Raw genomic sequence first — 23116 nt, 5'->3', positions numbered from 1 at the left:
ACACCGCACCCGCCCGGAAGAGACCGAACTGCTCACCGGCCTGGCCACCGCCTGGACCCGCGGCACCACCATCGACTGGACCCCACTACTGGCCGACGGACGGCGGGTGAACCTACCCACCTACGCCTTCCAACGCCAGCGGTACTGGCTCGACGCCCCCACCACCAGCACCGACCCCACCACGATGGGCCTCACCCGACCCGACCACCCGCTCCTCAGCGCCGTCATCACCGTGCCCGGCACCGACACGACCGTCCTCACCGGACGGCTCACCCTCGGGCCGGAGGGCTGGCTGGCCGAGCACGCCGTGCACGGCAGCACCATCCTGCCCGGCACCGCGTTCGTCGAGTTGGCGCTGCACGCCGGATTGCACGCTGGCGTACCGCTGCTGGCCGAGCTGATCCAGGAGGCGCCGCTGCCGATTCCGGAGCAGGGCGGGCGGACGCTGCGGGTGGTCGTCGGCCCCCGGGACGAGTCCGGGTACCGCCCGGTCGGCATCCACACCCGGCCCGACGACGCGGCCGAGGACGACCCGTGGACCCGGCACGCCGCCGGCTACCTGGCCCCGGAAACCAGCACGGACGCCGACGCCTTGACCGCGTGGCCGCCGGCCGGTGCTGAGCCGGTCGACGTCTCCGGCCTCTACGACGAACTCACCGCCGCCGGCTACGGCTACGGACCGATGTTCCGTGGCCTGCGGGCCGCGTGGCGGCAGGGCGAGGAGGTGTACGCCGAGGTGGCGCTCCCCGACGGCAGCCACGCCGACGCGGCCCGGTTCGGAATCCACCCGGCGCTGCTCGACGCGACCATGCACGCGCTGAGCTACGGCGGGGTCGGTGCGGGCGCCGAGCAGGGCGCGACGATGCTGCCGTTCTCCTGGGAGGGCGTGTCGTTACTGGCCGGCGGCGCGGACGCGGTCCGGGTCCGGCTGTCGCCGGCCGGGCCGGGCGCGGTCCGGCTGACGGTCGCCGACACGTTCGGCGCGACGGTCGCGACGGTCCGCTCGCTGACCCTGCGCCCGGTGACACCGGCCCAGCTCGGCACCGGCTCCGCGATCGCGAACTCGCTGTTCACCGTCAACTGGTCGGCGGTGCCGGAGCGCGGCGCGGTGGACGGCGGCCGGATCGTCCGGGTGCTCGGCACCGCTGACCTCGACGGCGTCTCCGGGGTGGCCACCGTGGTCGCCACGGTGCCCACCGGATCGGTTCGCACCGGTGACGTGCCAGATCGGGCCCGGACTGCGGCTGAGGAGGCCCTCGCCCTGGCGCAGGCGTTCCTGCTCCGGCCGGAGCTGTCCAGCGCCCGGCTGATCGTGCTGACCCGCCACGCGGCCGGCGTGCCCGGCTACGACAACGACCCGGCCGCGGCCGTGGTCTGGGGGCTGCTGCGCTCGGCCCAGGCCGAGAACCCGGGCCGGTTCGTCCTCCTCGACACCGACCGCGAGGTCGGCGACGAGATGCTCACCCGGGCCGTCGGCGCAGGCGAGCCGGAACTCGCGGTCCGCGACGGGCAGCTCCTCGCGCCCCGGCTGGTGCCGGCGGCGGCGGTCGAGCCGGTGGTCTGGACGGCGGACGACGTGGTGCTGGTCACCGGCGGCACCGGCGGCCTCGGGGCGCTGCTCGCCGAGCATCTGGTACGGGCTCACGGCGTACGCAAACTGATCCTCGCCAGCCGTCGCGGCCCGAAGGCCCACGGCGCGGCGGACCTGCGGCAGCGTCTCGGTGAAGCTGGCGCCGACGTACGCATCGAAGCCTGCGACGTCACCGACCGGGCCGATCTGGCGCGGCTGGTCGACGGCGTGACCGGGATCGTGCACGCGGCCGGGGTGGCCGACAACGCCCTGGTCGCCGACCTCACCCCGGAGAAGCTGCGCACGGTGCTGGCGCCCAAGGTGGACGCCGCATGGCACCTGCACGAGCTGACCGCGGGCCGGGAGCTCAAGGCGTTCGTGGTGCTTTCCTCGGCCGGTGGCCTGGTGTTGGCGGCCGGGCAGGGCAACTACGCGGCGGCGAACGTGTTCCTGGACGCGCTGGCCCACCACCGGCGGCACCGGGGGCTGGCGGGCACCTCGCTGGCCTACGGGTTGTGGGAGGTCAACACCGGTCTCGGTGGCGACCTCGCGGCGGCCGACCTGGACCGGATGCGCCGACTGGGCACGCCGGCGCTGGCGGTCGAGGACGGGCTGGCGCTGTTCGACGCGGGCCTGGCCAGCGGGCGGGCGAACCTGGTCCCGATGCACGTGGATCCGGTGGCGCTGGGCAGCCGGGCGGACGACGTACCGGTGCTCCTGCGTGATCTGGCCCGCCGGCCGCGACCGGCGCGCCGGGAGGCGTCCGGCGGTCAGGCGGCCACCGGACGGGCGAGCCTGGCCGAACGACTGACCGGGCTGGCCGCCGAGGAACGGGAGAACCTGGTGCTGCGGCTGGTCCGTACGCACGTCGCCACCGTGCTCGGCCACGCCGGCCCGGACACGGTGGAGGTGGACCGGCCGTTCAAGGATCTGGGCTTCGACTCGCTGACCGCGATCGAGCTGCGCAACGCTTTGAACAACGCCACCGGTCTGAAGCTCCCGGCCACGCTGATCTTCGACCACCCGACCCCGCAGGCCGTCACCGCGCAACTCCTCGCGGATCTGGCCCCGGCCGCCGCGCCGGAGGCCACGGTGCTCGACGGGCTGGCGCGGCTGGAGGCGATGCTGGAGAACACCCCGCAGTCGCCGGACGAGCAGGCCCGGATCGCGGGCCGGTTGCGGGCGCTGGCCGCCCGGCTCGGGGGCAGCGCGGAAACCGAGGACCGCGACGAAGTGTCCGCGGCCAGCGCGGCGGAGCTGTTCAACATCCTCGACGCCGAGCTGGGCGCCTTCCCCCACTGATCCGTTGCTGGGCTCGTCTCAGGTTTCGGGCCGCCGGCACCCGCCGGCGGCCCGTTCCGTTCCCCCAACGTCATGACTCCACCCGCACCGGTGTTCTCCTGATCGGTGCCCGCATCGCCAGCTTTCGACGCTGCGCCAATGGAACCCACGGCCGCATCTTCGCGGGCTGGACGAACAGTTCCCGCTTGGCGACCGCGTCGCCGCGCTCGTTCAGCTCGTAGCACTCAACCCAGGCCCAGCCGTCGTAAGTCGGCCAGTCGAGCGTTCGGATCACCCGGATCGGGTACGGGTTGACGAACTGGACGCTCACCTCTCTCGTGAGGTAGTACGCCCGACCAGGCTTGAGAGTCATCGCAGCGCCGCCAGCAGGCGCCGGCGGATCGCCCGGTACGCGTCGATGAGCCGCCTGGCGGCGTCCAGCCTGACGCACCCCTCCGGCGTACAGCGGCAGCATTTGTTCCGATCATGAAAGTCGATGCAGGCCCACGCCATCTGAACCGCAGGCGGGGACTCCGGAAGCACCCTCACCGGTGACCCCTCTGGTTGCTCTTGATCTGTGCGACAGCCGACGGGCTCAGGCAGCCCGCCTGAGCGGTGTAGATCGTTGCTGCGCCCGGAAGCCCGACCTCGGGCTGACTGCGCTTCCGTCGCAGGTGACGGGCCAGGACTCGCATCAAGCGTCTCGCTGACATCATCCATCAATCGTGCCGCGCTTTGTTGTCACCTGTCAACGGCACGCCCCGCTGACAACTCCCGTTGACATCTTTCCTAGCAGGCCCGTTGTCTACCGTCAAGGTGTGAAGCTTGTGGGGACCGCAGAGATTCGCCTGATGCTTGGCGGCATCAGCCGCCAGCGCGTGGACGTAATCGTCTCCTCCAAGGGCTTCCCTGACCCCGTGGAGACCCTGATCATGGGTCGGGTGTGGCTTCGCAGCGACGTTGAACGCTGGATAGCGCAGCATCGGCCCGACCCGACCGCCGACAGCAAGTAGGCATCGATCGGGGTGACCCGCGTGTCGGCGGCGGTGAGCGCGTCGCGGCGAGGTTGCGGAAGTGGAACGGGCGAGTGCTGCGACAGCCCGCGCCGCCGGCAAGGGTCATCGGGCGCGACCCCCGGCCGCAACAATCAAGTAATCGCCTGGCGTTTGTTGGGGCATGTCTTCCACCTCAGACCGCAGGAACAGCCTCGGCGGAAGCAGCGCCGCACGGATCATCGATCCACTGCGCGACACTGAAGGGGCGCCCGGCCACAAGAGCCAACTGTTTACTCAAAAGAGGCCAAAGGATGGTCTTCACCGATGACCGAGGTCGTCATGGCCATGGCCGAGATAGCCGCCTTCCTCGGTGTGTCGAGGCAGCGCGCCAACACGCTCGCCCATCGTGCGGACTTCCCGAAGCCGATCGCTCACCTGACCGTGGGTCGAGTGTGGGCGACAGCCGACATCAGGGTTGGCAACAGATCCGGGGTTTATGGGCAGCAATAGTCGAACATTTCCATGTATTGTGGGGATGTGAGGCTTTCTGGCTGGGCGCGCGAGCAGGGCGTGACCTATCAGACTGCTTGGCGGCGGGTGAGGGACGGCAGGATGCCGGTACCTGTTCGTCAGGTGCCGTCTGGTACGTGGACCGTGGATAAGGCTCCGGCTGCGGCCGGTCGTGTGGTCGCCTACTGCCGGGTTTCCTCCGGTGATCAGGAGAGTGACCTGGATCGTCAGGCCGTGCGGGTGGTGGAGGGGGCGAACGCCCAGGGCCTGGCCGTGGCGGAGATCGTGACCGAGATCGACTCGGGCCTGGACGGCAAGCGCCGCAAGCTACACCGCCTCCTCGCCGACCCGACAGGGGCGGTGATCGTCGTCGAGCGCAAGGATCGGCTGGCCCGGTTCGGTGTGGAGCACCTGCAAGCCGCGCTCGCCGCGACCGGGCGTCGCCTGGTGGTCCTCGACCCAAAAGAGTCCGCGAACGACCTGGTTGAGGACATGGGCGACGTGCTGAGGTCGTTGTGTGTCCGGCTGTACGGGCAGCGGGCAGGAAGGAACCGTGCCGCGCGTGCTCTGGCCGCCGCGACCGGCGAGGAAGCGTCGGTGTGAGGAAGTTTGAGCCGCGGCCGGGTTTCGTGGTGCAGGCGTTTCGTTTCGCGTTGGATCCGAACGTCGGGCAGGAGCAGCGGTTGCGGTCGCATTGTGGTGCGGCTCGCGCCGCCTACAACTGGGCCGTGTCGTGGGTGATGGCGTCGTGGTGGCAGCGCAAGGCGGAAGAGTCCTACGGCATCGCCGAGGAGGAGCAGACGCCGTGGCGGCCGTGGTCGCTGATGGCGTTGCGGAAGGTGTTCAACGAGGTCAAGAAGACCGATCCGCGTTTCGCCGACTGGTGGCAGGAGAACTCGAAAGAGGCGTACAACACGGGCCTGGCGAACGCGGCGGCGGCATTCGACAACTACGCCCAATCCAAACGCGGCCAGCGCAAGGGCAAGCGGGTGGGTTTGCCTCGGCGGAAGTCCAAGCACACGGCTCGGCTGGCGTGCCGGTTCACCACCGGCACCATCCGCGTCGAGGCGGACCGGCGGCATGTCACGCTGCCGCGGCTCGGGACGATCCGCACCTACGAGTCCACGCGCAAGCTTGAGCGCCGCATCGGCAACGGCACCGCCCGCATCCTGTCCGCGACGGTCAAGTTTGAGCGGGGACGGTGGTTCGTCGCCTTCCAGGTCGAGATCCAACGCGCCACCGACCGTGCTCCGACGCGCCCAGGTGTGGTGGCGGGTGTGGACCTGGGGGTGAAGTGTCTCGCGGTGATCGCCGACAGTCAGGGCGAGGTGCGGTTCGTGCCGAACCCCGGGCACTACGACGCCGCGCTCAAACACCTCAAACAGCTCTCCCGCCGGGTCTCGCGCCGCAGAGGGCCGGACCGGCGCACCGGGCAGCGGCCGTCTAGGCGGTGGGCGGTCGCGAACGCCGAACGCAACCGCGTGCACCACCGGGTGGCGAACCTCCGCACCGACGGGCTGCACAAGCTCACCACCGACATCACCGCCGAGTACGGCACCGTCGTGGTCGAAGACCTCAACGTCGCCGGGATGCTCCGCAACCGGCGTCTGGCCCGCAAGATCGCCGACGCCGGGTTCGGAGAGATCCGCCGCCAAATCACGTATAAGACCGGCTGGGCCGGCGGCACCCGCGTGCTCGCCGACCGCTGGTACCCGTCGTCCAAAACCTGCTCGAACTGCGGCGTGGTGAAAGCCAAACTGCCGCTGCACGTCCGAGTGTTCACCTGCGACGCCTGCGACCTGGTCCTCGACCGGGACGCCAACGCAGCCCGCAACCTCGCCGCCCTCGCGACGGCACAAGCAACGGGTACCGGAGTGGCCGGAGACCCGGACGCGCAAGCGCCGAAACCGCGTGGAGCCGACCGCAAGACCCGCACCACCACCCGCAGCCGCACGGCCACGGGTGGGCGGGCAGGTGGCGCAACCCTGCCACACCAACGGCAGCAGGAGGAAACGCGAGACCGTCATCAGGACACCGGACCGCAACCCGCGCTTCGGTGACACCGTTACGGACCTTCCCCGCCGAAAGGCCGGGATTGCTGACATCCGACTACGGAATCAGCAACGGCTTGGGAGGAGAAGCGCCACAGGGAGCTTGAGGGCGAAGCGGGCTAGAGCATGCGAAAGGCCCCAGGCATCGGAAACGGCGATGCAGCGCTCCGGCCGACGTCCAGGGAATGTCCTCGGCGGCCTGGGCGAAGCAGGAGCCGAGGTAGAGGGCCAGCGACACCGGAGCGTCCGCATACTCGGCCCGCAGCTCCCGCTTCCGCGTCGGGCAGGGCCAGGGCAGACCGCAGCCGCCGCAGTTCCAGATCGGCATGGCCGGGCCGTGGGTGGTCACCGCACACCGCCCAGGAACCGGGCGGTGATCGTCCGGGCCTGCCGGCTGGTCGCCCACTCCACCTGCCAGCACGGGTACGGCGCCAGCCGCGACCACCACGCCCGGCACCCGACGCACATGCCGTCGAGCCCACGGACGTGCACCGCGAGGATCGCCTGCTCCTGCCCGTCGTTCACTGCTCCCCCTCCCCCGGCCAGTGACCACGATTGATCGGAATCCGATGCCGAGCGCGACACGGCAGCTCGGCACCGCATCGGCAGACCCGCCGCCACCGCCGCCAACACCACGCCGGCCGATGCCGCCTTGCGAGAGTCATCGCTGCGGCGAGCAGGTACTCCTCGTACGAGACACGCCGCACCGGATCTCCCCCTCAGCTCTCGTCGACGGCACGGCGGCCGGGCCTTCGCTGGTCATCCGACCGCCGCACCTGCCACGTCACCGTACATACGTAGGACTGTAGATACAATAATCTGTAGACCTGTTGGCCACGTAGCGTCACATTCGTGATCGACCCCAGCGCGGATCGCGCAGTGTTTCGGCAGCTCGCCGACCTACTGCGCAACCGGATCACGTCCGGCGACCTCGCGCCCGGCGCGTCGCTGCCCAGCGAGCTGCGGCTGGCTCAGGAGTATGGACTGAGCCGGACAAGCGTCCGGCAGGCCATCTCCCTACTCCGGTCGGAAGGGCTCGTGATCGTCCAACCCCCACGCGGCACCTTCGTCCGCAGCATGGAGCCGACCGAGACGGTCACCCTACTCAAGGGCGACACCGCCTCAGCTCGGATGCCCACACCTGAAGAGCGCAAGGAACTGGACATCGGCGAAGGCGTCCCCGTCCTGGTGGTCTTCCGCGCCGACGGCTCCCGCGAGGTGTACCCCGCCGACCGCATCCGCGTCGGCCGCTGACCTACGCATTACGAGTCGGTAGCCGGGCGCTGGTCCGCCGGCTGGGCCTCGTGCCCGACATCGTGCCACGGTCCGGGATCGTCCGCCGGCGGTCGGCGGCTTGGCTGCTCGCTTGGCTGCTCGGCGGAGAACTTGACCCCTCACTCACAAGGCGCTTCCGGCAAGCGTCCCAGAATCCAGTGACGGCCCGCTGCGTCCAGACTGAAGGGGAAATCCGTGCGAGCGCATCCGGCCACGGCCGCTGCCGTTGGTTTCAATCGCTGATGTCAAGCCGCCCCTCTCACAGCTCGGGCTCGCCGGCGGTGTGGCCATGGCTTTCCACATCGACAGCACACACGCCTTCCTTCGACAACTTCACTCGGGAACTCCTCCTGGGCAATCTGGCAAATATCATCCAAGGCGTTACTGTTTGTCATGCTTCCTCCCGTTTCATAGTGCTCTCTCGATCCCACCGGCACATGAGGCAGAGAACTGACGGCCTCGATCTCGAGCTCGAAGTCGGCGAGCGAGTCGAAGGAGCGGTAGACGCTGGCGAACCTCAGGTAGGCCACCTCGTCCAGGTCGCGCAGCGGGCCCAGGATGGCCAGCCCGACCTCGTGGCTGGGGATCTCGGCGGCCCCCTTGGCCCGCACGGTCTCCTCGACCTTCTGGGCCAGCAGTGCGATGGAGTCGTCGTCGACCGGCCGGCCCTGACACGCCTTGCGCACCCCGCCGATGATCTTGGTGCGGCTGAACGGCTCGGTCACGCCGCTGCGCTTGACCACCGCGAGCACCGCCTCCTCGACGGTGGTGAACCGCTTGCCGCACTCCGGGCAGGACCGCCGCCGCCGGATGAGCTGGCCGTCGTCGGCCTCCCGCGAGTCGACGACCCGAAGTCGGCATGGCGGCAGTACGAAACGGCGGAACCAGAATCCGGCGTACAGGTCGACTCGTCCGTCGCCCACCAGGCCAGATGCCGCAACATGGCTTGAGCTGCTGTTTTGTCGGGTGCTGCCGGTCTTCTCTGGCCATCATTGGTCAGCGTTCGACCACCCCGTCAAGGCATAGACGGCCCAGGGCTCCGTCGCCCTGAACGTCGTCACCGATCTTGCATCTGTTGCCCTCGGTAAGGTTCCTATACCCTTCCGTCATGGTGGCGGGCGAGATACACCAGCAGACGGGCAGCATCGGCATTGACCGCGCCAAACGCTGGCTGGACAACACCACGCGCGTTTCGTCCATTTACACGAATACCGAAAAGGTCTTTGGCGACCTCCTCCATTTCAGGTGGCCGCATGGCGGCCAGTCATTCAGCTTCGACATCGGCGGAAAGTTGCGCGGCGGCGCCCTGCACGACAAATCTTTCATGGCCGAGGTGAAGGCCTATAAGTACGAAATGGACTCCGCGAGGGAGTATGCGGAGTTTATTGCGGAGTGCTACGTGGCTTTTCAGGACAAGCCGGACTACTGCGATAATCTGATCTGGCTCTCATGGGCCCCCTTCCAGGCTCAGAGTTGGCACAAGCATCGGACGCCGGAAACCATCAAGAAGCATCTCCTGCATAAGGAGAATATTCATCGCGTCTTTGGGACAACTTCTGTTGAGGAAGCGAAGGCAAAGCTCAACGAACAAGTCGTTTATGAACTCACAAATCGGTTGTGGCTACTAACTCTCTGCGAGGAGCAAGAGAGTTTAGTGATAACTACCGACAACTACAACCGCCTTAGAGCGTTCATGGGTGTTGATGAGGAGTCGAGATGAACGGCAGCATAGGTGTCGCCCTAAGTCGAGCCCTCGATTACAACACCCCTGACAGCCGGATAGATTACTTGAAGACCACCGTTAGTAACTTCCTTCATGCGGGCGACCCGAGTATGCAGGTTCGGAAGACTGAGTTCTTCAACCACACGTTCGCCCCAGACTTAGTACTTACATGGCCTAAAGAGGGACGCGAACGGCTGGTCTTTCTGAGAACCAATCCGGATCCACGTTGGCTCGCCTCTGATCTCCGGGCAATTTCCGATAGTCATCCAATCATTCTCACTCTTGATACATGGAATCAGAGGCGGGATGAGCGGCCGAGGCTAGAGCTTTCAGAGGCTGCGATAGAAGCTTCTGCTCTCGTTACGGATCCAGCGGCAATCGAAGAGTTGACTGCATTCGAGTCCCCCATAACATCGGTCTTATCTAATGCCGTAATGCGAGGCGGCCTAGGCGTCGTCGACGGGGATTCAGCGCGGGCCGTGGCTGAGTCTGCTGTCATCGGTTTTGACGGGGCCGCGAGCCTAGAGCCTGAGCCTATTCGCGCCGCCCTGTCGAGGGCCGAAGCAATACTTAACGACGAGCAGGCCGGGCGTTTCAGTAGGCTATATCAAGTAGTCTGGGAAGGCCATGGCGGCGCTGTAGAGAATTTCCCTTCTGCGCGCAACATAGTCGGGCCGATGACGAGCAGGGATCTTGCGCTGGTTCTCTCGACTCTTGATACGGATGATATTCGGTTCTGGCGCAGGATTGGCCACAGCCTTACACTTGACCAGTTGACTGCTCTCGGCGAGTTGCAAGGCCCCCTGGCTTTAGGCCTGTTGGTAGAAGCTAATGCTGATCGCCTCGTTGCTAGAGGGGTTCGCGTCTTTGGTAGTGCGGATCCAGCGACGGAGCAAGATCCAGCCCATTGGAGCATTGAGAGAAATTGCCTCGTCCTGCGGGGTATCGGGTGGACTGCCTTCTTTGCACCGCGCTCCACCGATCTCCCCGCCTATGACAGTCGGAGAGGAATTCCTGTCGAGTCGCTGGTATCGGCCATTCGTGATCTCGGTGTCCGGATGACTGAGGTCAAGGTGAAGCAGAACAGCTTCGCCATCTCGATCGAGGCCGTTGGCGCCGCCGATGTTGTCGACAGCCCAGACTTCGGCCAGCTAGCTTCACGGGGTGGTTCTATTGCGAATAGCGCAGCAATAGCAATGACGAGTGGACGCAATCTAATTGCGGACTTCATTACGGGAACCGCTACCGGCCACACAAACGCCACGTTCACCATCCGCGAACTCGGCCCAGCCGCCATCAAACTGCTCCTGCAACTGGGGGAGCGAGAGACCTCGGATTTGACGGCGCGCATGAGGCGCGAGAGTAACGGCGAAATTGTCCAGCCGCCGCTCTGGGAGTGATGCGTTCGGGTTTGGTCGCCATCCGATGGTCTCGTACGTGCCGTCAAGCCGGCGCTTAACCCCCAGGCAACGGACCTGCAATTCATCAACTACAGCTAGGCATTGCCGTCATGGCCGGTCGCCAGGTCGGCCACCTACGGCAACCTGGGCAAACACGGTCACCACGGGTCGTCGTTGGTCAGAGTCCTTCAACGCCTGACGGCCTGGCTGCGGCCTGGCTATGACTGTTGGAGGAGCGGTGCACCTAGTCGAGGTTCGCTGCGGCGCTCGCGGCTGCGGCAAGCTACTCGGAACCATCGAGGCGATCGCACCACGCCTTCCGGGCGACCCTGCCGGCCTTTGGGTGTCCAAGCGATCGGGCAACAGGATCGAAGCGGTGGTACCCGCTGACTTCACGGGCGATCTAGAGGTTGAGGTTTGCCCTCGGCACTTCAAGCGCGTGGACGGGGACCACATGACCACCGGCAGCCCCCGGCTCCCAAAGAGCGGCGCGGCCGGTCCGCCGAACGGGATCAAGCGGATCACGATGATCACCTCGGGAGTCCTGGACGCTGCTCTCCTACGAGAACCGTTCGAGAAGGCCCGCATCACGGGGAAGACCCAGGTGCTACCGGTCCGATGACCCTGTAGGATCGTCTCCAGGTTGCCCCGTCGCGGTTGCGGCAAGAGCCCGATCGACCTGGGGCGCGGTCGGATAGCCCCGAAAGGGATCTATCCGCATGCCCGCAAACAAGCGATCGGATCTCACCCCGCGCTTCAAGCTGATCTTTATCGCGGTGCTCTCCCTCACGCTGCTTTCCCTTACCTTGCAGGCCGCCTTGGTGGTGCTGCGAATCGACACGCAGCAGGCGGCGACCCTCGCTGAGGCCTGCTCGACAACCTTCAAACTGGGGTTCGGAGCGATCGTCGGCCTCGTGGCCTGCAAGAGCGCTTAACCAACCAACTCATGGCCTAGGGGTCAAGCAAAGCTTGACCCCTAGGCAACCAACCCGGGACGTTGACCTGTGGTTCTGAAGCCGTTGAGCTGTCAGGACGGCCCCCCAGTGTCCGCGACAGTCCGCCGTTGTCCGTCCCGATCGTCACCCAAATAGTCACCCAGCTACGCCAGGAGACTACGAGTGCAAGGTCCACTACCCACTGGCGGCGGCCGTCTTCCTCTCGACCGACTGCTGTCACTGTTGCTGTCTACAGCTACGCTCGCAATGATCACCAAGCTCGTCAGACTGGACCGATTGCTCATCGAGGAGATCCCGTGGGTTTGGTAGAAGAACTAGTCGCCGAGGCAACTAATTCCAAGGTTCCAGTACAGGACTTGTTACGAAAGCTAAAGGTAATCGCCGCTCGGACGCGAACGAAGGAACTTGGCGATTGGGTGGATCACGAGCTCTCGGGCTATCGCGACGACGTCAAACTTCCTGCGTATCGCGGGCCGTTTCAATCACAGGTCTACGGCCACTTCTCTGGACCGTTCGGGTCAGGATTCCAGAATGCTCCAATCCCGTCCGTGGCCTTTCCAAAGGAATATCGCGAGCTTCTGTTCAGTGTCTCGTTCTACCAGCCCGTCGCAGAACTAGAGGAGATGGCGCGGAGCGATAAGACGCTGCGGAGTGAATGGCCGGCTGACGCGTTGATGCTTACCCAGATGCTAATGCGCGAGGGGAAGTTGAGCCTTGACGGAAGACTCGTACTGAACCAAGCCTATCGACCGATACCTACTAGCGTTGTCGCCGGGGTGCTGGACAGCGTTCGCTCGCGGATCCTTGACCTTGCGTTGACCCTTGAGGACGTTGCTCCGACCGCCGGAGAGAAAAATGGACCGAACGTTTCATCTGAGCGGATGAACCAGATATTTCATAATCATATCTATGGGGCACCCGGAAACATCGCCATAGGGAGCACCAACGTTCAACAAACAGCAATTTTGCCATCTCGCGGTGACGAAGAGGCGTTGATTCGTGCTTTGTTGGCCGCCAAGCTTGACCCAAGCTTGGTAAATGACCTTAGGGCGGCCCTCGCAGAGGACCGCGCCGACAACAACGGCGTGAACCCGTCCGAGCCGGGACCCCGCGTAAGTAGGTGGTGGTCTCGTTTCGCTCTATCTGCCGTCTCTGGAGCGGGTGCGGTAGGGAGCGGAGCCGCTGGGGACCTTGTCGCACAAGCCCTCGGTTCATACTTCGGCATTGGTCCATGACGCAGGTAAGCCTCCTCGTGACCCTTGTCGTGGCTATCACAGGCCGCCGTGCTACTAGCGCCATCCCGATACTTCTATGGATGTCAAGCTCCGTCGGCAGCCGTCTCGCTGGCGGAGCTTGACTCCTTCGTCCCGAAAGCATGATCAGCCGTCGACAAGCTGGGCGAGCAGCTTGGGTGACTTCCGGAACAGTCCACCATCATCGGTGGGCGCTTCGCGTCGGCCTGCCCGGTCGTCACCCAATTAGCCACTCAGCCCGGCTTCGGGCTCGCAAACCACCCGTGCTGATTCTGCTCGGGCCGGCCCGCCTTTCAGCGGGCCGGCCCAGTTGCGGAGAAGCGTGAGTCAGCGGATCAGCTGCTGGCGGATTAGGGCGAGGACGGCCGCAGAGTGGTCGTTCAGATAGAAGTGGCCGCCGGGAAAGACCTTCAGGGTGAAGGCACCGGTGGTGCGCTCGGCCCACGGCTGGGCCTCGGCCTCGCTGACCTGGTCGTCCTGGTCGCCGATGAGTGCGGTGATCGGGCAGTTCAGCGGCGGGCCGGGACGGTAGCGGTAGGTTTCCGCGGCGCGGTAGTCGCTGCGCAGCGCCGGCAGGACCGTACGCAGGATTTCCTCGTCGCCGAGCACGGCGGCGTCGGTGCCGCTCATGCGGGCCAGGTCGGCGACCAGTCGGTGGTCGTCGACCAGGTGCATGCCCTCGTCGCGGGGGCAGGTGGGTGCGCTCCGGCCGGAGACGAACAGGTGGGTCAGGTCGGCGTCGGGCAGCCGGCGGGCCACCTCGAAGGCGAGGCTGGCGCCCAGGCTATGGCCGAAGAACGCGACCGGCCGGTCGAGCCACGGCTCCAGCTGCGGAACGATCAGCTCGGCCAGCTCGACGAGGTCGCCGACGCAGGGCTCGTGCCGACGGTCCTGCCGACCGGGATACTGCACGCCGAGCACCTCGAACCGTGGCGACAGGGTGCGGGAGACCGGGAAGAAGTACGACGCCGACCCGCCGGCGTGCGGGAAGCACACCAGGCGGGCCGTGGCATCGGGCGCGGGGTGGAATCGTCGGATCCATGCGCTGGTGTCCAGCGCCGGTGGCGAGAGAGTCATGCTGAGGCTTTCGTCGGGGCGGCCGGCACACCGTCGTAGGAGCGCCGAACGAAGCTGAGGTCATTGAGCAGCCCGGCCGAGGTGAGCACCCGGGGGCGCCGACGACCGGGCGCGCCGGGCAGCGGCATCGAGCCGGTGGCGGCCCAGCGCAGCCAGCCGTCGGTGTCGAGGTAGCTGCGGGTGCGGCCCATGTTGTCGGGGTGCAGGCAGTACGGCACGTCCAGGATTCCGTGGCGGAACGCGGCGAGCAGGGCGCGGCCGACGTCGGCGTCGAGGTTCAGCACGGCGTGGACCAGTGCGGCGGCCTCGGCGTACGTCTCGGAATCGATGCCGGCGGCGAGCCGGACATCGCTGCGCACCGCACCGGCCCATTCCAGGGCGGCGACGTTCTCGGCGATCGTGGGGATGCGCCGGGCCTCCGCCTCGGTCTTGACGATGAGGCGTTCCGCGCCGGTCATCACGGCGAGTTCGGCCGCGCGTTCCAGCAGCCGGTACGCGCCCATCCCGGTGACCGGATACATCCCCATGTACGCGTACACGACGACGTGCCAGTTCGGGGTGGGCAGCAGTTCGGCGCAGAGCCGGCGCAGCGCGAGCACCGCCTCGACGTCCTGGTCGAAGCTGGTCTGCTGGGCGTAGCTGACCGACAGGCTGCGTACGCCGTGCTGGTGGAAGAAGAGCGCTTCGAGCGCGCTGATCGCCACGAGCTGGCTGGGCGGGCACAGCTGGCCCATCATGCAGCCGCCGAACGTCTCCAGGTGCGGCTCGACGCCCTGCTCCCGCAGGGTGACGAACAGCTCGGTGCCGCGTCGCCAGTTGCCGACCGACTCGGCCAGCGGGGTCCGCCCGTAGGGCAGGCAGTATGACACCGGGCCGCCCTCGGTGGCGTTGAGGCGCAGCGCGACCAGGCTGGCGAAGATGTGGGCGGGCACCGCGGAGCCGTGCCGCACCTGGATCGGAAAGTCGTCGTCGCGAACCCCGTCGAGCAGGGTCCGGGTGACCTCGGGTGGGTGGTTGACGATCGGATAGCCGTTCAGGGGCACCCCCTCGGCCAGCGCACGCCCGGCGGCCCGCAACTCGCCGACCCGGGTGTAGCTGTCCAGCGTGATGGTGCCGACGGTGGTGGCGTGGGCCGCGCGGGTGGCCAGCAGGCCGGCCCGCATCCGGGCCGGGTCGCTGAAACCCATCCGGGGCTGGACGACCAGGGCGCCGCGGCCGCCGCGACGGCGCACGAACTCACCGAAGTCGATCGGTTGTGGGTTCGTGGCGCCGTCGCGGCTCGGTGCGTGGCCCGGGCTCATACCGCCACCCCGGCTCTGTCCGGCAGTGACCGGAGGAACTGGTCGAAGGTGACCCGCGAGGGCGCGCCGTCCTCGAAGACCTCGGTGAATCCGGCGTCGCGCAGGTCGTCGTCGTACGTCACGCCCTCGCCGCCGGCGATGCCGAGCTTGCCGCCGATCACTATCGGGGTCTCGGCCAGCTCCGGGCAGTCCCGCAACTGGCGGATGACCCGGCGGCCGTCCTGGTGGCCGTGGCCGTTCACCGAGGAGATCACGACGACGTCCGGCCGCAGCTCTCGGCACTCCTTGAGCAGCAGGTCGTCCGGCACGCAGGCGCCGAGGTTGGCGACCGAGTAGCCGTGCTCCTCCAGGAGCAGCTGGAGGAAGACCAGGTTCCAGGTGTGTGAGTCGGAAGCCACGGTGGACACGATCGCCGTCGGCTGCCGGTCGACGCCGTAAAAGTGGTTGCCGTTGATCACAAGGACTCCATTCAGGGAGGTCGGGGTTGCTCGGGATGCGTCCTCACATCCGTACGAGGGGCCCGCTGCCGACCGACCAGGTGCGCTCGTGCTCGATCCGCGAGACGGAGAGCACCTCCGTGCCGCGGATCACCACCTCGGTCGGCGCCGGGCGGCCCAGGAACATCAGCAGGCTGGCGGTCGGTCCGTAGGCGCCGGCGTTGGGAATCGCGACGGTGTCGCCGATCTGCAGATCGGGTAGCGCGATCTGTCGCCCCAGCACGTCGCCGGGCGTGCACAGCGGGCCGACCAGGCTGGCCTTCTGGGTCGCCTCCGCGTCCGGCTGCACCGCGACCGGCAGCAGCCGGCCGAGGCCGGACATGCCACCGAACGTGTTGATGCCGGCGTCGGCGATGACGAAGGCCCGGCCACGGCTCTGCTTGATGTTGATGACCCGGGTGATCAGGGTGCCGGACGCGCCGACCAGATAGCGCCCCGACTCGCAGGCGATCCGCGGTCTGCCCTCCCGCCAGTCAGGGAAGTGCAGGTCGAGGGTGGCGGCCAGCTCGGCGCGCAGCTTCGGGTACGACGCCCGCGGCCCTGGCACCGCGTACGGCACGGAGAACCCGCCGCCGATGTCGAGGAACCGCAGCGGCAGGTCGTGTTCGGCGCACAGCTCCGCCGCCACGCCCAGGGTGTGCCGGAACTCGCCGATCAGGCTCTCCTCGTCCCGCGCGTTGCTCAGCGGGAAGAAGTGCAGGCCGGCTAGCTCGGTGCCGGGCACCGCGCGCAGCTGCGGCATCAGGTCGCCGAGGGTCTCGCTGTCGAGGCCGAACTGGGACGGGGTGCCGGTCATCCGGATGCTCGTGGTGGCCGACGCGGCCACGTGGTTGATCCGCAGCAGCGCTTGGGCGACGACGCCGTGCCGTTGCGCGGCCGCGCCGATGTGCTCCAGGTCGGTCAGCGACTCGACGGAGAACATCCGAACCCCGGCGGCGATCGCGGTGTCCAGCTCGCCGTCGGTCTTGCCCGGCCCGGTGTAGAGGCTCAGCGCCGGGTCGTGCCCGGCGGCGATCGACACGGCCAGCTCGCCCGTGGAGCTGATCTCGGTACGGCAGCCGTGGTCGGGCGTGCCGCGCAGCGCCCGGAGCAGCTCCGGATGCGAGTTCGCCTTGACCGCGAAGAACAGTTCGAACTCCTCGGGCAGCGCGCCCAGCAGCTCGTCCCGGGCCGCTTCGACCTCGTCCAGGTCGTAGACGAACAGGGGGGTGCCGTACCGGGCGGCGAGCTGGTCGGCGACCTCCTTGGGGAGGCTCATCGGTCGTTCCCTTCGAGCATTTCGACGAGTGCCTGCCGGGCGTTCTTGCCGTGCAGGGTGAGGGGGAAGGTCTCCAGGACCCGGCAGGCGGCGGGCACCTTGGCCGGCTCGAGGCGGATGGCGAGCTCCTTGATGACCACCTGCGGGGCGAGGTCCGACTCGACGAAGATCGTCAGGTCGTACCCGTTGCCCGGGGGAACGGCCGCCGCCGCCCGTACGCCGGCGATGTCCATCGCGGCGGCCTCGATCTCGGTGGTGCTCATCCGGATGCCGCGGCGCTTGAACATGTCGTCGCGGCGGCCCTCGAAGTAGAGGTAGCCGTCGACGTCGACGCTGCCGTAGTCGCCGGTGTGCAGGCGCAGGTCGCCGCCGGGGGTGTGCCGGAAGGTCTTCGCGGACAGCTCGGGCAGTCGCCAGTAGCCGGGCATCACGTGCGGCCCCTCCACGACGATCTCGCCGACCTGGCCGACGGGCACCTCCTCGCCGTCGGGGCCGAGGATGCGCACGGTGGTCCCGCGGAACGGCCGGCCGACCGAGTCGGGGCGGTCGAGGTCCTCCTCGGGGGGCATTACGGTGATCCGCTTACACTCGGTCTGTCCGTACTGGCGGACCACCCGGACCCCTGGGAACAGCTCCCGCAGCGTGTCGATGGTGGCGGCCGGTAGGGCCGCGCCGGTATTGCTGATCAGGCGCAACGGCGGCATCGGGTCGTCGGACCGCTTGGCCAGTAGCGTGACCATGGTGGCCAGCGAGGGGACGATCGGGAGGACGGTGCTGCCGGTCTCCCGCATCCGGCGCAGCAGCACCAGGTCGGACTCGTTGTCGGCGAGGACGATCTCGGACCGGCCGAGCGCGCAGAGCAGCACCTTGTAGAGGCCGTAGTCCCAGGAGAGCGGGAAGCGGCAGAACACCACGTCGTCCGGGCGGTACTGCATCTCCTCCTGGATCGCCCGGGAGGCGAAGGTGACCTGGGCGTGCGGGGCCATCACCGCCTTGGGCCGGGCGGTGCTGCCGGAGGTGTAGATCAGCGCGGCCAGGTCGGTCGGCCAGACCTCCACGGTCTGCGGGGACCGTGGGCCGCGGGACATGTTCAGCACCTCGAGGCAGACGTCGTCGAAGTCGTGCAGCGGGGCCGCGTCGAGCTCGCGCAGGTTGCCGGCCAGTTCCGGGGTGGCGATGATGAGCGCCGGGTCGGCGTCGCGGACCACCGAGGCCAGGTGAAACTGCTTCATCGCCTTGTTCAGCGGCACGAAGATCGCGCCCGCGCGGGCCGCGCCGTAGAACATGGCGACCAGCTCCCGGCGGGTCGGTGACTGCACGACAACCCGGTCGCCACGGTTCACGCCGTGCGCCCGCAGCCAGGCGGCGAAGGCGTACGCGCGGTCGGCGAGCTGCGCGTAGCTCCACCGGCCGGTGGCGTCGCGGACCGCCCAGCGGGTCGGCGAGTCAGCCGCCGCCGCGTCGAGGAGGGAGTGGACCAACTGGTCGTCGAGGGCCGAGGGGTTCATGACCGGTCTCCTGTCCGAACGGTCGTCCGGCTGAGCTGGGTGGTCGCCTCCGCGGTCAGCCGCAGCCGGTCGATCTTCTTGTTGGTGTTGAGGGGGAACTCGGTGACGTGCCGGTAGTGCTTCGGAACCATCTGCCAGGGCACGGTGCGCCCGACGTGCCGGGCCAGCTCGGCCGGCACCAGCCGCTCGCCGGTGTAGAAGACGAGCAGTTCGGTCGTGCCGCCGACGGCCGCGCCGACGGTGACCGCGTCCTCCACGCCCGGGCAGTCCCGCACCGCGTGGTCCAGCTCGCCGAGCTCGACGCGCAGCCCGTGCACCTGCACCTGGGAGTCGACCCGGCCCAGGTAGACCAGTTCGCCGCCGGCCACCTCGCGGACCAGGTCGCCGGTGCGGTAGAAAGTGCGGCCGTCGTGCTCCAGGTAGCGGTCGGCGCCGTGGCGCGGGTCGAGGTAGCCGGCCGAGAGCTGCGGGCCGGCGATGCACAGCTCGCCCTCCCCACTGACCGGGGTGCCGCCCGGCGCGATCAGCAGCTGGACGTGCCCCTCGTGCAGCTCGCCCAGCGGCACCACGCCGTTGACGCCGAGGGCCGTGGAGACGGCCGGGGACCAGGTGTGCCGGTGTGTGGTGATGGTGATCTCGGTGGGGCCGTAGACGTTGACCACCGCGGAGTGCGGTGCGGCGGCCTGCCAGTCGGCGGTGTCGGTGAAGCGCAGCGCCTCGCCGCCGAAGTAGGTCCAGCGCAACGTCGGCATCGCGCCCGGGGTCAGCTTGCCGGTGCGGCGGGCCAGCCCGATCGTGCTGGGCGCGGAGAACCACACGGTGACCCGGTGCTCGGCGACGAACCCGGGCAGGTCCCGGTAGTGCGCCGGCAGGACGGAGACCAGCGGAGCTCCGACTCCCCACGCGCACCAGAGGTCGGATACCGCCGAGTCCCAGTTCAGGTTGGCCGCCTGGGAGAAGACGTCGGTGGCGCTGAAGTCGTACCGGCGGTCCATCAGGTCGAAGTAGTGGCGCAGGTTGGCGTGGCTGAGCCGGACGCCCTTGGGTGTGCCGGTGGAGCCGGAGGTGAACAGGACGTACGCGATGTCCTGTGGGTCGGACCGGCACGGGCGTTCCAGCCGGTGCGCCGGGTCGGTCACGATCGGTCGGGTCGCCTCGGCGTCGCCGGCGGCGACCAGGACGGGCAGGTCGACGCCGAGCTCGCGGAGCTGTGGGAGCAGGGCGGCGCCCTCGGCGTCGGCGATCAGGGCGCGGACTCCGGCCACGCGGATCATCTCCGCGGTCCGGGCGGCGGGGAAGTCGGCGAGCAGCGGCACCGCGGTGGCGCCGGCGTAGAGGCAGCTCAAAATTCCGAGGTACGCCTCGACGCTGCGCCCGGCCAGCACGGCCACCGGGGCCGGGCGGGGAAGCACCCGGCGGATCGAACCGGCGTACTGGAGTGCCTGCCGGTGGGCCTCGGTGTAGCTGATCGTGCGGGTGCCGGCCCGGATCGCCGTACCGTTCGGGGAGATCGCCAGGCCCCGGCCGAACCGTGCGTGGATGCCGAAGTCATCGGGGTCTCCCCCGGCCGGGGCAACCGGTCCGGGGTAGGCCACCGTGTCGAGCATCGTCATGAGACTGTCTCGACCATCTTCGATACGCCGCCCCACAGCGCGCCGGGGGTCGCGAAGGTCTGCATGTTCAGCATGTCGTCGCGGAAGCGCACCTCGTACTCGGCCTCCAGGACGGCCATCATCTCGATGATTCCCATCGAGTCCAGGCCAAGGTCCCGCAGACTGGTGTCCGGGGCGAGCGGCTCGTCGTCGTCGAGGAACGGTACGAACTGCCGCAGGGTCTCCTCGAACTTGGCGTCCCACATGTCACTGGCTCCACTTCTGATGAGGAAATCGGTGGTCAGACCGCGACCCGGCGGCGCGGCTGCATCACCGTGCGGGGGCTCGCCCCGACGACGGTGAATGCTTTGGTGGTGCACGGCACCCGGGTGAACAGGCTGTCGGCGCCGGCCACGCGGAGGGTGCCGACCCCGAGGCCGCGCAGCGTGGCGACCACGGCCGGCCAGCGCACCGGCCGGACGAAGCCGTCCAGCAGCCATTCGCGGACCTCGGCGGCGGTGCCGCGGAGGCCCCCGTCGAGGTCGGCGACCAGCGGGATCTGCGGGTCGGCGAAGCGCATATCGGCGACGACCTCGGCCTCCGCCCGGCGCCGCAGCTCCCCGAAGACGCTGGAGTGCATCGGCGGGCGCAGGGTGTACAGCGGCAGGCCGCCGATCGACCGCAGCCGCTGCGCCAGCCACTCGACGCGGTGCTCGCGCAGCGACAGCATGGTGAAGTCGTCGTCCACGTAGCAGGAGATGTCGTACCACTCGCCGGCCTCGTCCAGCTCCGCGAGGATCTCGCGGAGCCGGTCGGGGGCCGTACGGGCGCAGGACTGGGTGACCACGTCGGTGTGGCTGGTGGCGAAGTAGTCGGTCATCAGCCGGGCGAACCCGGCGGTCATCCGGACCGCGTCGGCGAAGGACAGCGCACCCGCCCAGACCGCGGCCGCCTTGCCGCCGAAGCTGGCGCCGGTCACCACGGCCGGCCGCACATCGTTCTGGTCGGCGTGCCAGTCGGCCAGGGCCAGGCAGTTCACCAGGAAGGCGAGCTGCGCGGCCTCGCTGTACTCCCCCGGCGTCTCGCGGTAGCGACGGACCAGGGAGTAGCCGAGCACCTCGTCCGCCTCGGCGACCCGGCGACGGGCGAAGGCATTGGCCACCATGAACCGGGAAACCTCGTCGAATGCCACCGGGCCCATTCCGGGGAATACCAATGCAGACTCATTGCCGATTACCTGGGACATGCTCGTGATCCCCATTCCGTCAGCCTCGTACATTTCAATCTTCCGCTGGCCGGGGGCCGGATATAAGCCCCTAGCACCCCTAATGAGAAATCGGGGCCGGCACCATGGAAAGCCATTCGTCGACGGCCCGTGCGGTGGTCTCCACGTCCGATTCCACGAGCGTGAAATGGGTGCCCGGAACGGTCCGTACGGCGTCCGCGCCGTCCCAGGTGGCCTGCCACGAGTTGTCCTGCGGAGACGCGTCCACGAAGGAGTCGGCGGCCTGCACGAACAGCACCGGCGCGGTGACCGACTCCCGGCGGAAATCGGGCAGCAGGTCGACGTACCGGCCGAAGGCGGAAAGCTGGGCGCTGTCGAACGGACCGAACGTGACCTCCTTCTCCGGGATGGCCATCGCCATGTGCCCGAAGATGCCGTCGTTCTCGGCCTGCACCGGGTAGCTGTCCAGCAGCACCACCCCGGCGACCGGGGCGCGCTCCAACTGCTCCAGGTGGACCGCGGTGGCGTGCGCGAGCAGACCGCCGGAGGAGAAGCCGAGCAGGACGAAAGGCTCCCCCTCGGCCGCCGCGAGGACGGCGGCGGCCAGGACCCGCACGGCGGCTCCGAACGAGGCCGGCACCGGCTCGCCGCGCCCGAACCCGGGCGTGGGCAGCGCGGTGACGTGCCGTCCGCCGGTGAGCCGGGCCGCGAGTCGGGCGTGCTGGTGCACCCCGCCCGCGATGGTCGGCGTGCTCAGACAGATCAGCCGCGGCAGGCCGCTCGTTCCGGCCGCCAGGGTCACCGGCGCCGGCAGCGATGAGCCATCCGCCGCGTAGTCCTCCGGCCCGTCGAACGACGAACGCAGGTCGGCGACGCTTTTCAGCATGGTCAGGCCGGGCTGTAGCCGGCCGGCCATGACCGCGTCCAGGAAGACGTGGTAGAGCGTGTCCGGCGGGTTGGCCGAGGCGGCCTGCGGGCGGTCGACGCCGGAACCGGCCAGGGCGGGTTCGGCCTGGACGACCCGCGCCAGCTCGGCCGGGGTCTTCGCGTCGAACACCGCCATGGCCGGCAGGGACAGCTCGAGCGCCGCGTTGATCCGGTTACGCAGTTCGACCGCGGTGAGCGAGTCGAAGCCGGACTCCAGGAAGCCGCGCTCCGGCTCGACGTCCTCCGGCCCGCTGTGCCCGAGGATCTCCGCGGCCCAACCCCGGATCAGGTGAGTCAGCTCGGCGAGCTGCGCCTCGTCGGAGAGCCCCCGCAAGGTACGCAGCGGCGAGGCGGTCGACCGGCCGGGGGTTGCCTTGCGGCGGGGCGTGGGCACCAGGCCGCGCAGCAGCGCGGGCAGGTCGTCGGTGCGCTTGCGCAGCGCGGCCCGGTTGACCGGCATCGGCACCAGGTGCGCCCGGTCGCCCGCGACGGCCCGGTCGAGCAGGGTGAGCGCGTCGGCGGTGGGCAGGGCGGGCAGGCCGAGCCGGTCCATCCGCTGCAGGTGGCCGTCGTCCATCAGGCTGGTCAGCCCGGTCTCGGCCTGCCACAGGCCGTAGCTCAGGGCGGTGGCCGGCAGCCCGGCGGCGTGCCGGTGCGCGGCGAGCGCGTCGAGGAACACGTTCGCGGCGGCGTAGTTGCCCTGCCCGGCGGCCAGCA

General features: G+C 68.5%; 22 protein-coding genes and 1 pseudogene. 11 read left to right on the top strand and 12 right to left on the bottom strand.

What is annotated here, in order from left to right; translation table 11 throughout:
• The coding region (locus ABZ671_RS30365; RefSeq protein ID WP_357864559.1) for an SDR family NAD(P)-dependent oxidoreductase at positions 1-2872 on the top strand (2872 nt) is incomplete at its 5' end.
• A gap of 70 nt (positions 2873-2942) precedes the next feature.
• On the opposite strand, the gene ABZ671_RS30360 is transcribed toward ABZ671_RS30365, so the two are convergent.
• The gene (locus ABZ671_RS30360) at positions 2943-3224 is read right to left on the bottom strand and encodes a hypothetical protein (RefSeq protein ID WP_357864557.1); all 282 of its coding nucleotides are present in this window, start codon (positions 3222-3224) and stop codon (positions 2943-2945) included.
• 445 nt (positions 3225-3669) lie between these two features.
• Here ABZ671_RS30360 and ABZ671_RS30355 point away from each other — a divergent pair, with 445 nt between their 5' ends.
• From ABZ671_RS30355 to tnpB, 4 genes are all read left to right on the top strand, one after another.
• Positions 3670-3864, top strand: a complete 195-nt coding sequence (locus tag ABZ671_RS30355) for a hypothetical protein (protein WP_357864555.1) — start codon at positions 3670-3672, stop codon at positions 3862-3864.
• Positions 3865-4170: 306 nt separating this feature from the next.
• A complete protein-coding gene (locus tag ABZ671_RS30350; protein WP_357864553.1) occupies positions 4171-4356 on the top strand; it encodes a DNA-binding protein in 186 nt (61 codons plus the stop codon).
• A gap of 27 nt (positions 4357-4383) precedes the next feature.
• Positions 4384-4959 (top strand): IS607 family transposase, encoded by a 576-nt coding sequence (locus ABZ671_RS30345; protein ID WP_357864551.1) that lies wholly within the window; start codon positions 4384-4386, stop codon positions 4957-4959.
• On the top strand, positions 4956-6416 hold the full coding sequence (gene tnpB, locus ABZ671_RS30340) for an IS607 family element RNA-guided endonuclease TnpB (protein WP_357864549.1): 1461 nt from the start codon (positions 4956-4958) through the stop codon (positions 6414-6416). Before ABZ671_RS30345 ends, tnpB begins: the two co-directional genes overlap by 4 nt.
• A 336-nt stretch (positions 6417-6752) precedes the next feature.
• Here tnpB and ABZ671_RS30335 read toward each other — a convergent pair whose 3' ends face one another.
• The gene (locus ABZ671_RS30335) at positions 6753-7130 is read right to left on the bottom strand and encodes a hypothetical protein (RefSeq protein WP_357864563.1); all 378 of its coding nucleotides are present in this window, start codon (positions 7128-7130) and stop codon (positions 6753-6755) included.
• Positions 7131-7259: 129 nt separating this feature from the next.
• Between ABZ671_RS30335 and ABZ671_RS30330 the strand changes: the two genes are divergently transcribed.
• Positions 7260-7661, top strand: a complete 402-nt coding sequence (locus ABZ671_RS30330) for a GntR family transcriptional regulator (protein WP_357864548.1) — start codon at positions 7260-7262, stop codon at positions 7659-7661.
• A gap of 479 nt (positions 7662-8140) precedes the next feature.
• Here ABZ671_RS30330 and nrdR read toward each other — a convergent pair.
• Positions 8141-8613: pseudogene (gene nrdR / locus ABZ671_RS30325) on the bottom strand (transcriptional regulator NrdR); the annotation flags it as partial.
• 177 nt (positions 8614-8790) lie between these two features.
• Here nrdR and ABZ671_RS30320 point away from each other — a divergent pair.
• From ABZ671_RS30320 to ABZ671_RS30300, 5 genes are all read left to right on the top strand, one after another.
• Positions 8791-9402, top strand: coding sequence for a hypothetical protein (locus tag ABZ671_RS30320; RefSeq protein ID WP_357864547.1), 612 nt, complete (start codon positions 8791-8793; stop codon positions 9400-9402).
• The gene (locus ABZ671_RS30315) at positions 9399-10805 is read left to right on the top strand and encodes a hypothetical protein (RefSeq protein ID WP_357864545.1); all 1407 of its coding nucleotides are present in this window, start codon (positions 9399-9401) and stop codon (positions 10803-10805) included. The genes ABZ671_RS30320 and ABZ671_RS30315 overlap by 4 nt, the downstream gene beginning before the upstream one ends.
• A 454-nt stretch (positions 10806-11259) precedes the next feature.
• Positions 11260-11427: a hypothetical protein gene (locus tag ABZ671_RS30310; protein WP_357864544.1), complete on the top strand. Its 168-nt coding sequence runs from the start codon at positions 11260-11262 to the stop codon at positions 11425-11427.
• A gap of 97 nt (positions 11428-11524) precedes the next feature.
• On the top strand, positions 11525-11740 hold the full coding sequence (locus ABZ671_RS30305) for a hypothetical protein (RefSeq protein ID WP_357864541.1): 216 nt from the start codon (positions 11525-11527) through the stop codon (positions 11738-11740).
• Positions 11741-12057: 317 nt separating this feature from the next.
• A complete protein-coding gene (locus ABZ671_RS30300; RefSeq protein ID WP_357864540.1) occupies positions 12058-12996 on the top strand; it encodes a hypothetical protein in 939 nt (312 codons plus the stop codon).
• Between the two features lie 345 nt (positions 12997-13341).
• Here ABZ671_RS30300 and ABZ671_RS30295 read toward each other — a convergent pair whose 3' ends face one another.
• The 9 genes from ABZ671_RS30295 to ABZ671_RS30255 all read right to left on the bottom strand — a co-directional run.
• Entirely contained in the window at positions 13342-14091 is a 750-nt protein-coding gene (locus tag ABZ671_RS30295; protein WP_357864538.1) for an alpha/beta fold hydrolase, read from the bottom strand.
• A complete protein-coding gene (locus ABZ671_RS30290; RefSeq protein WP_357864535.1) occupies positions 14088-15392 on the bottom strand; it encodes a methylaspartate mutase in 1305 nt (434 codons plus the stop codon). The genes ABZ671_RS30295 and ABZ671_RS30290 overlap by 4 nt, the downstream gene beginning before the upstream one ends.
• Positions 15389-15850: a cobalamin-dependent protein gene (locus ABZ671_RS30285; protein WP_357864534.1), complete on the bottom strand. Its 462-nt coding sequence runs from the start codon at positions 15848-15850 to the stop codon at positions 15389-15391. The genes ABZ671_RS30290 and ABZ671_RS30285 overlap by 4 nt, the downstream gene beginning before the upstream one ends.
• 43 nt (positions 15851-15893) lie before the next feature.
• Positions 15894-17147 (bottom strand): type III PLP-dependent enzyme, encoded by a 1254-nt coding sequence (locus ABZ671_RS30280; RefSeq protein ID WP_357864532.1) that lies wholly within the window; start codon positions 17145-17147, stop codon positions 15894-15896.
• A complete protein-coding gene (locus tag ABZ671_RS30275) occupies positions 17144-18655 on the bottom strand; it encodes an AMP-binding protein (RefSeq protein ID WP_357864531.1) in 1512 nt (503 codons plus the stop codon). Before ABZ671_RS30275 ends, ABZ671_RS30280 begins: the two co-directional genes overlap by 4 nt.
• Positions 18652-20262: an AMP-binding protein gene (locus ABZ671_RS30270; RefSeq protein WP_357864528.1), complete on the bottom strand. Its 1611-nt coding sequence runs from the start codon at positions 20260-20262 to the stop codon at positions 18652-18654. The genes ABZ671_RS30275 and ABZ671_RS30270 overlap by 4 nt, the downstream gene beginning before the upstream one ends.
• Before the next feature lie 2 nt (positions 20263-20264).
• The gene (locus tag ABZ671_RS30265) at positions 20265-20513 is read right to left on the bottom strand and encodes an acyl carrier protein (RefSeq protein ID WP_357864527.1); all 249 of its coding nucleotides are present in this window, start codon (positions 20511-20513) and stop codon (positions 20265-20267) included.
• 35 nt (positions 20514-20548) lie between these two features.
• Positions 20549-21448, bottom strand: coding sequence for an ACP S-malonyltransferase (locus ABZ671_RS30260; protein ID WP_357864561.1), 900 nt, complete (start codon positions 21446-21448; stop codon positions 20549-20551).
• Positions 21449-21572: 124 nt separating this feature from the next.
• A partial coding sequence (locus ABZ671_RS30255; RefSeq protein ID WP_357864525.1) for an alpha/beta fold hydrolase occupies positions 21573-23116 on the bottom strand: 1544 nt, incomplete at its 5' end.

This window comes from Micromonospora sp. NPDC006766 (assembly GCF_040636055.1).
Lineage (GTDB): Bacteria > Actinomycetota > Actinomycetes > Mycobacteriales > Micromonosporaceae > Micromonospora.
The sequence above is the reverse complement of the archived record's forward strand: the minus strand, read 5'-3'. Positions and strand labels throughout refer to the sequence as shown.

Bases quoted from the DNA above. Each gene is read 5' to 3' on its own strand.
- ABZ671_RS30360 (WP_357864557.1), bottom strand. From the start codon at position 3,224: ATGACTCTCAAGCCTGGTCGGGCGTACTACCTCACGAGAGAGGTGAGC.
- ABZ671_RS30350 (WP_357864553.1), top strand. From the start codon at position 4,171: ATGACCGAGGTCGTCATGGCCATGGCCGAGATAGCCGCCTTCCTCGGT.
- ABZ671_RS30320 (WP_357864547.1), top strand. From the start codon at position 8,791: ATGGTGGCGGGCGAGATACACCAGCAGACGGGCAGCATCGGCATTGAC.
- ABZ671_RS30315 (WP_357864545.1), top strand. From the start codon at position 9,399: ATGAACGGCAGCATAGGTGTCGCCCTAAGTCGAGCCCTCGATTACAAC.
- ABZ671_RS30310 (WP_357864544.1), top strand. From the start codon at position 11,260: ATGACCACCGGCAGCCCCCGGCTCCCAAAGAGCGGCGCGGCCGGTCCG.
- ABZ671_RS30305 (WP_357864541.1), top strand. From the start codon at position 11,525: ATGCCCGCAAACAAGCGATCGGATCTCACCCCGCGCTTCAAGCTGATC.
- ABZ671_RS30295 (WP_357864538.1), bottom strand. From the start codon at position 14,091: ATGACTCTCTCGCCACCGGCGCTGGACACCAGCGCATGGATCCGACGA.
- ABZ671_RS30290 (WP_357864535.1), bottom strand. From the start codon at position 15,392: ATGAGCCCGGGCCACGCACCGAGCCGCGACGGCGCCACGAACCCACAA.
- ABZ671_RS30280 (WP_357864532.1), bottom strand. From the start codon at position 17,147: ATGAGCCTCCCCAAGGAGGTCGCCGACCAGCTCGCCGCCCGGTACGGC.
- ABZ671_RS30275 (WP_357864531.1), bottom strand. From the start codon at position 18,655: ATGAACCCCTCGGCCCTCGACGACCAGTTGGTCCACTCCCTCCTCGAC.
- ABZ671_RS30270 (WP_357864528.1), bottom strand. From the start codon at position 20,262: ATGCTCGACACGGTGGCCTACCCCGGACCGGTTGCCCCGGCCGGGGGA.
- ABZ671_RS30265 (WP_357864527.1), bottom strand. From the start codon at position 20,513: ATGTGGGACGCCAAGTTCGAGGAGACCCTGCGGCAGTTCGTACCGTTC.
- ABZ671_RS30260 (WP_357864561.1), bottom strand. From the start codon at position 21,448: ATGGGCCCGGTGGCATTCGACGAGGTTTCCCGGTTCATGGTGGCCAAT.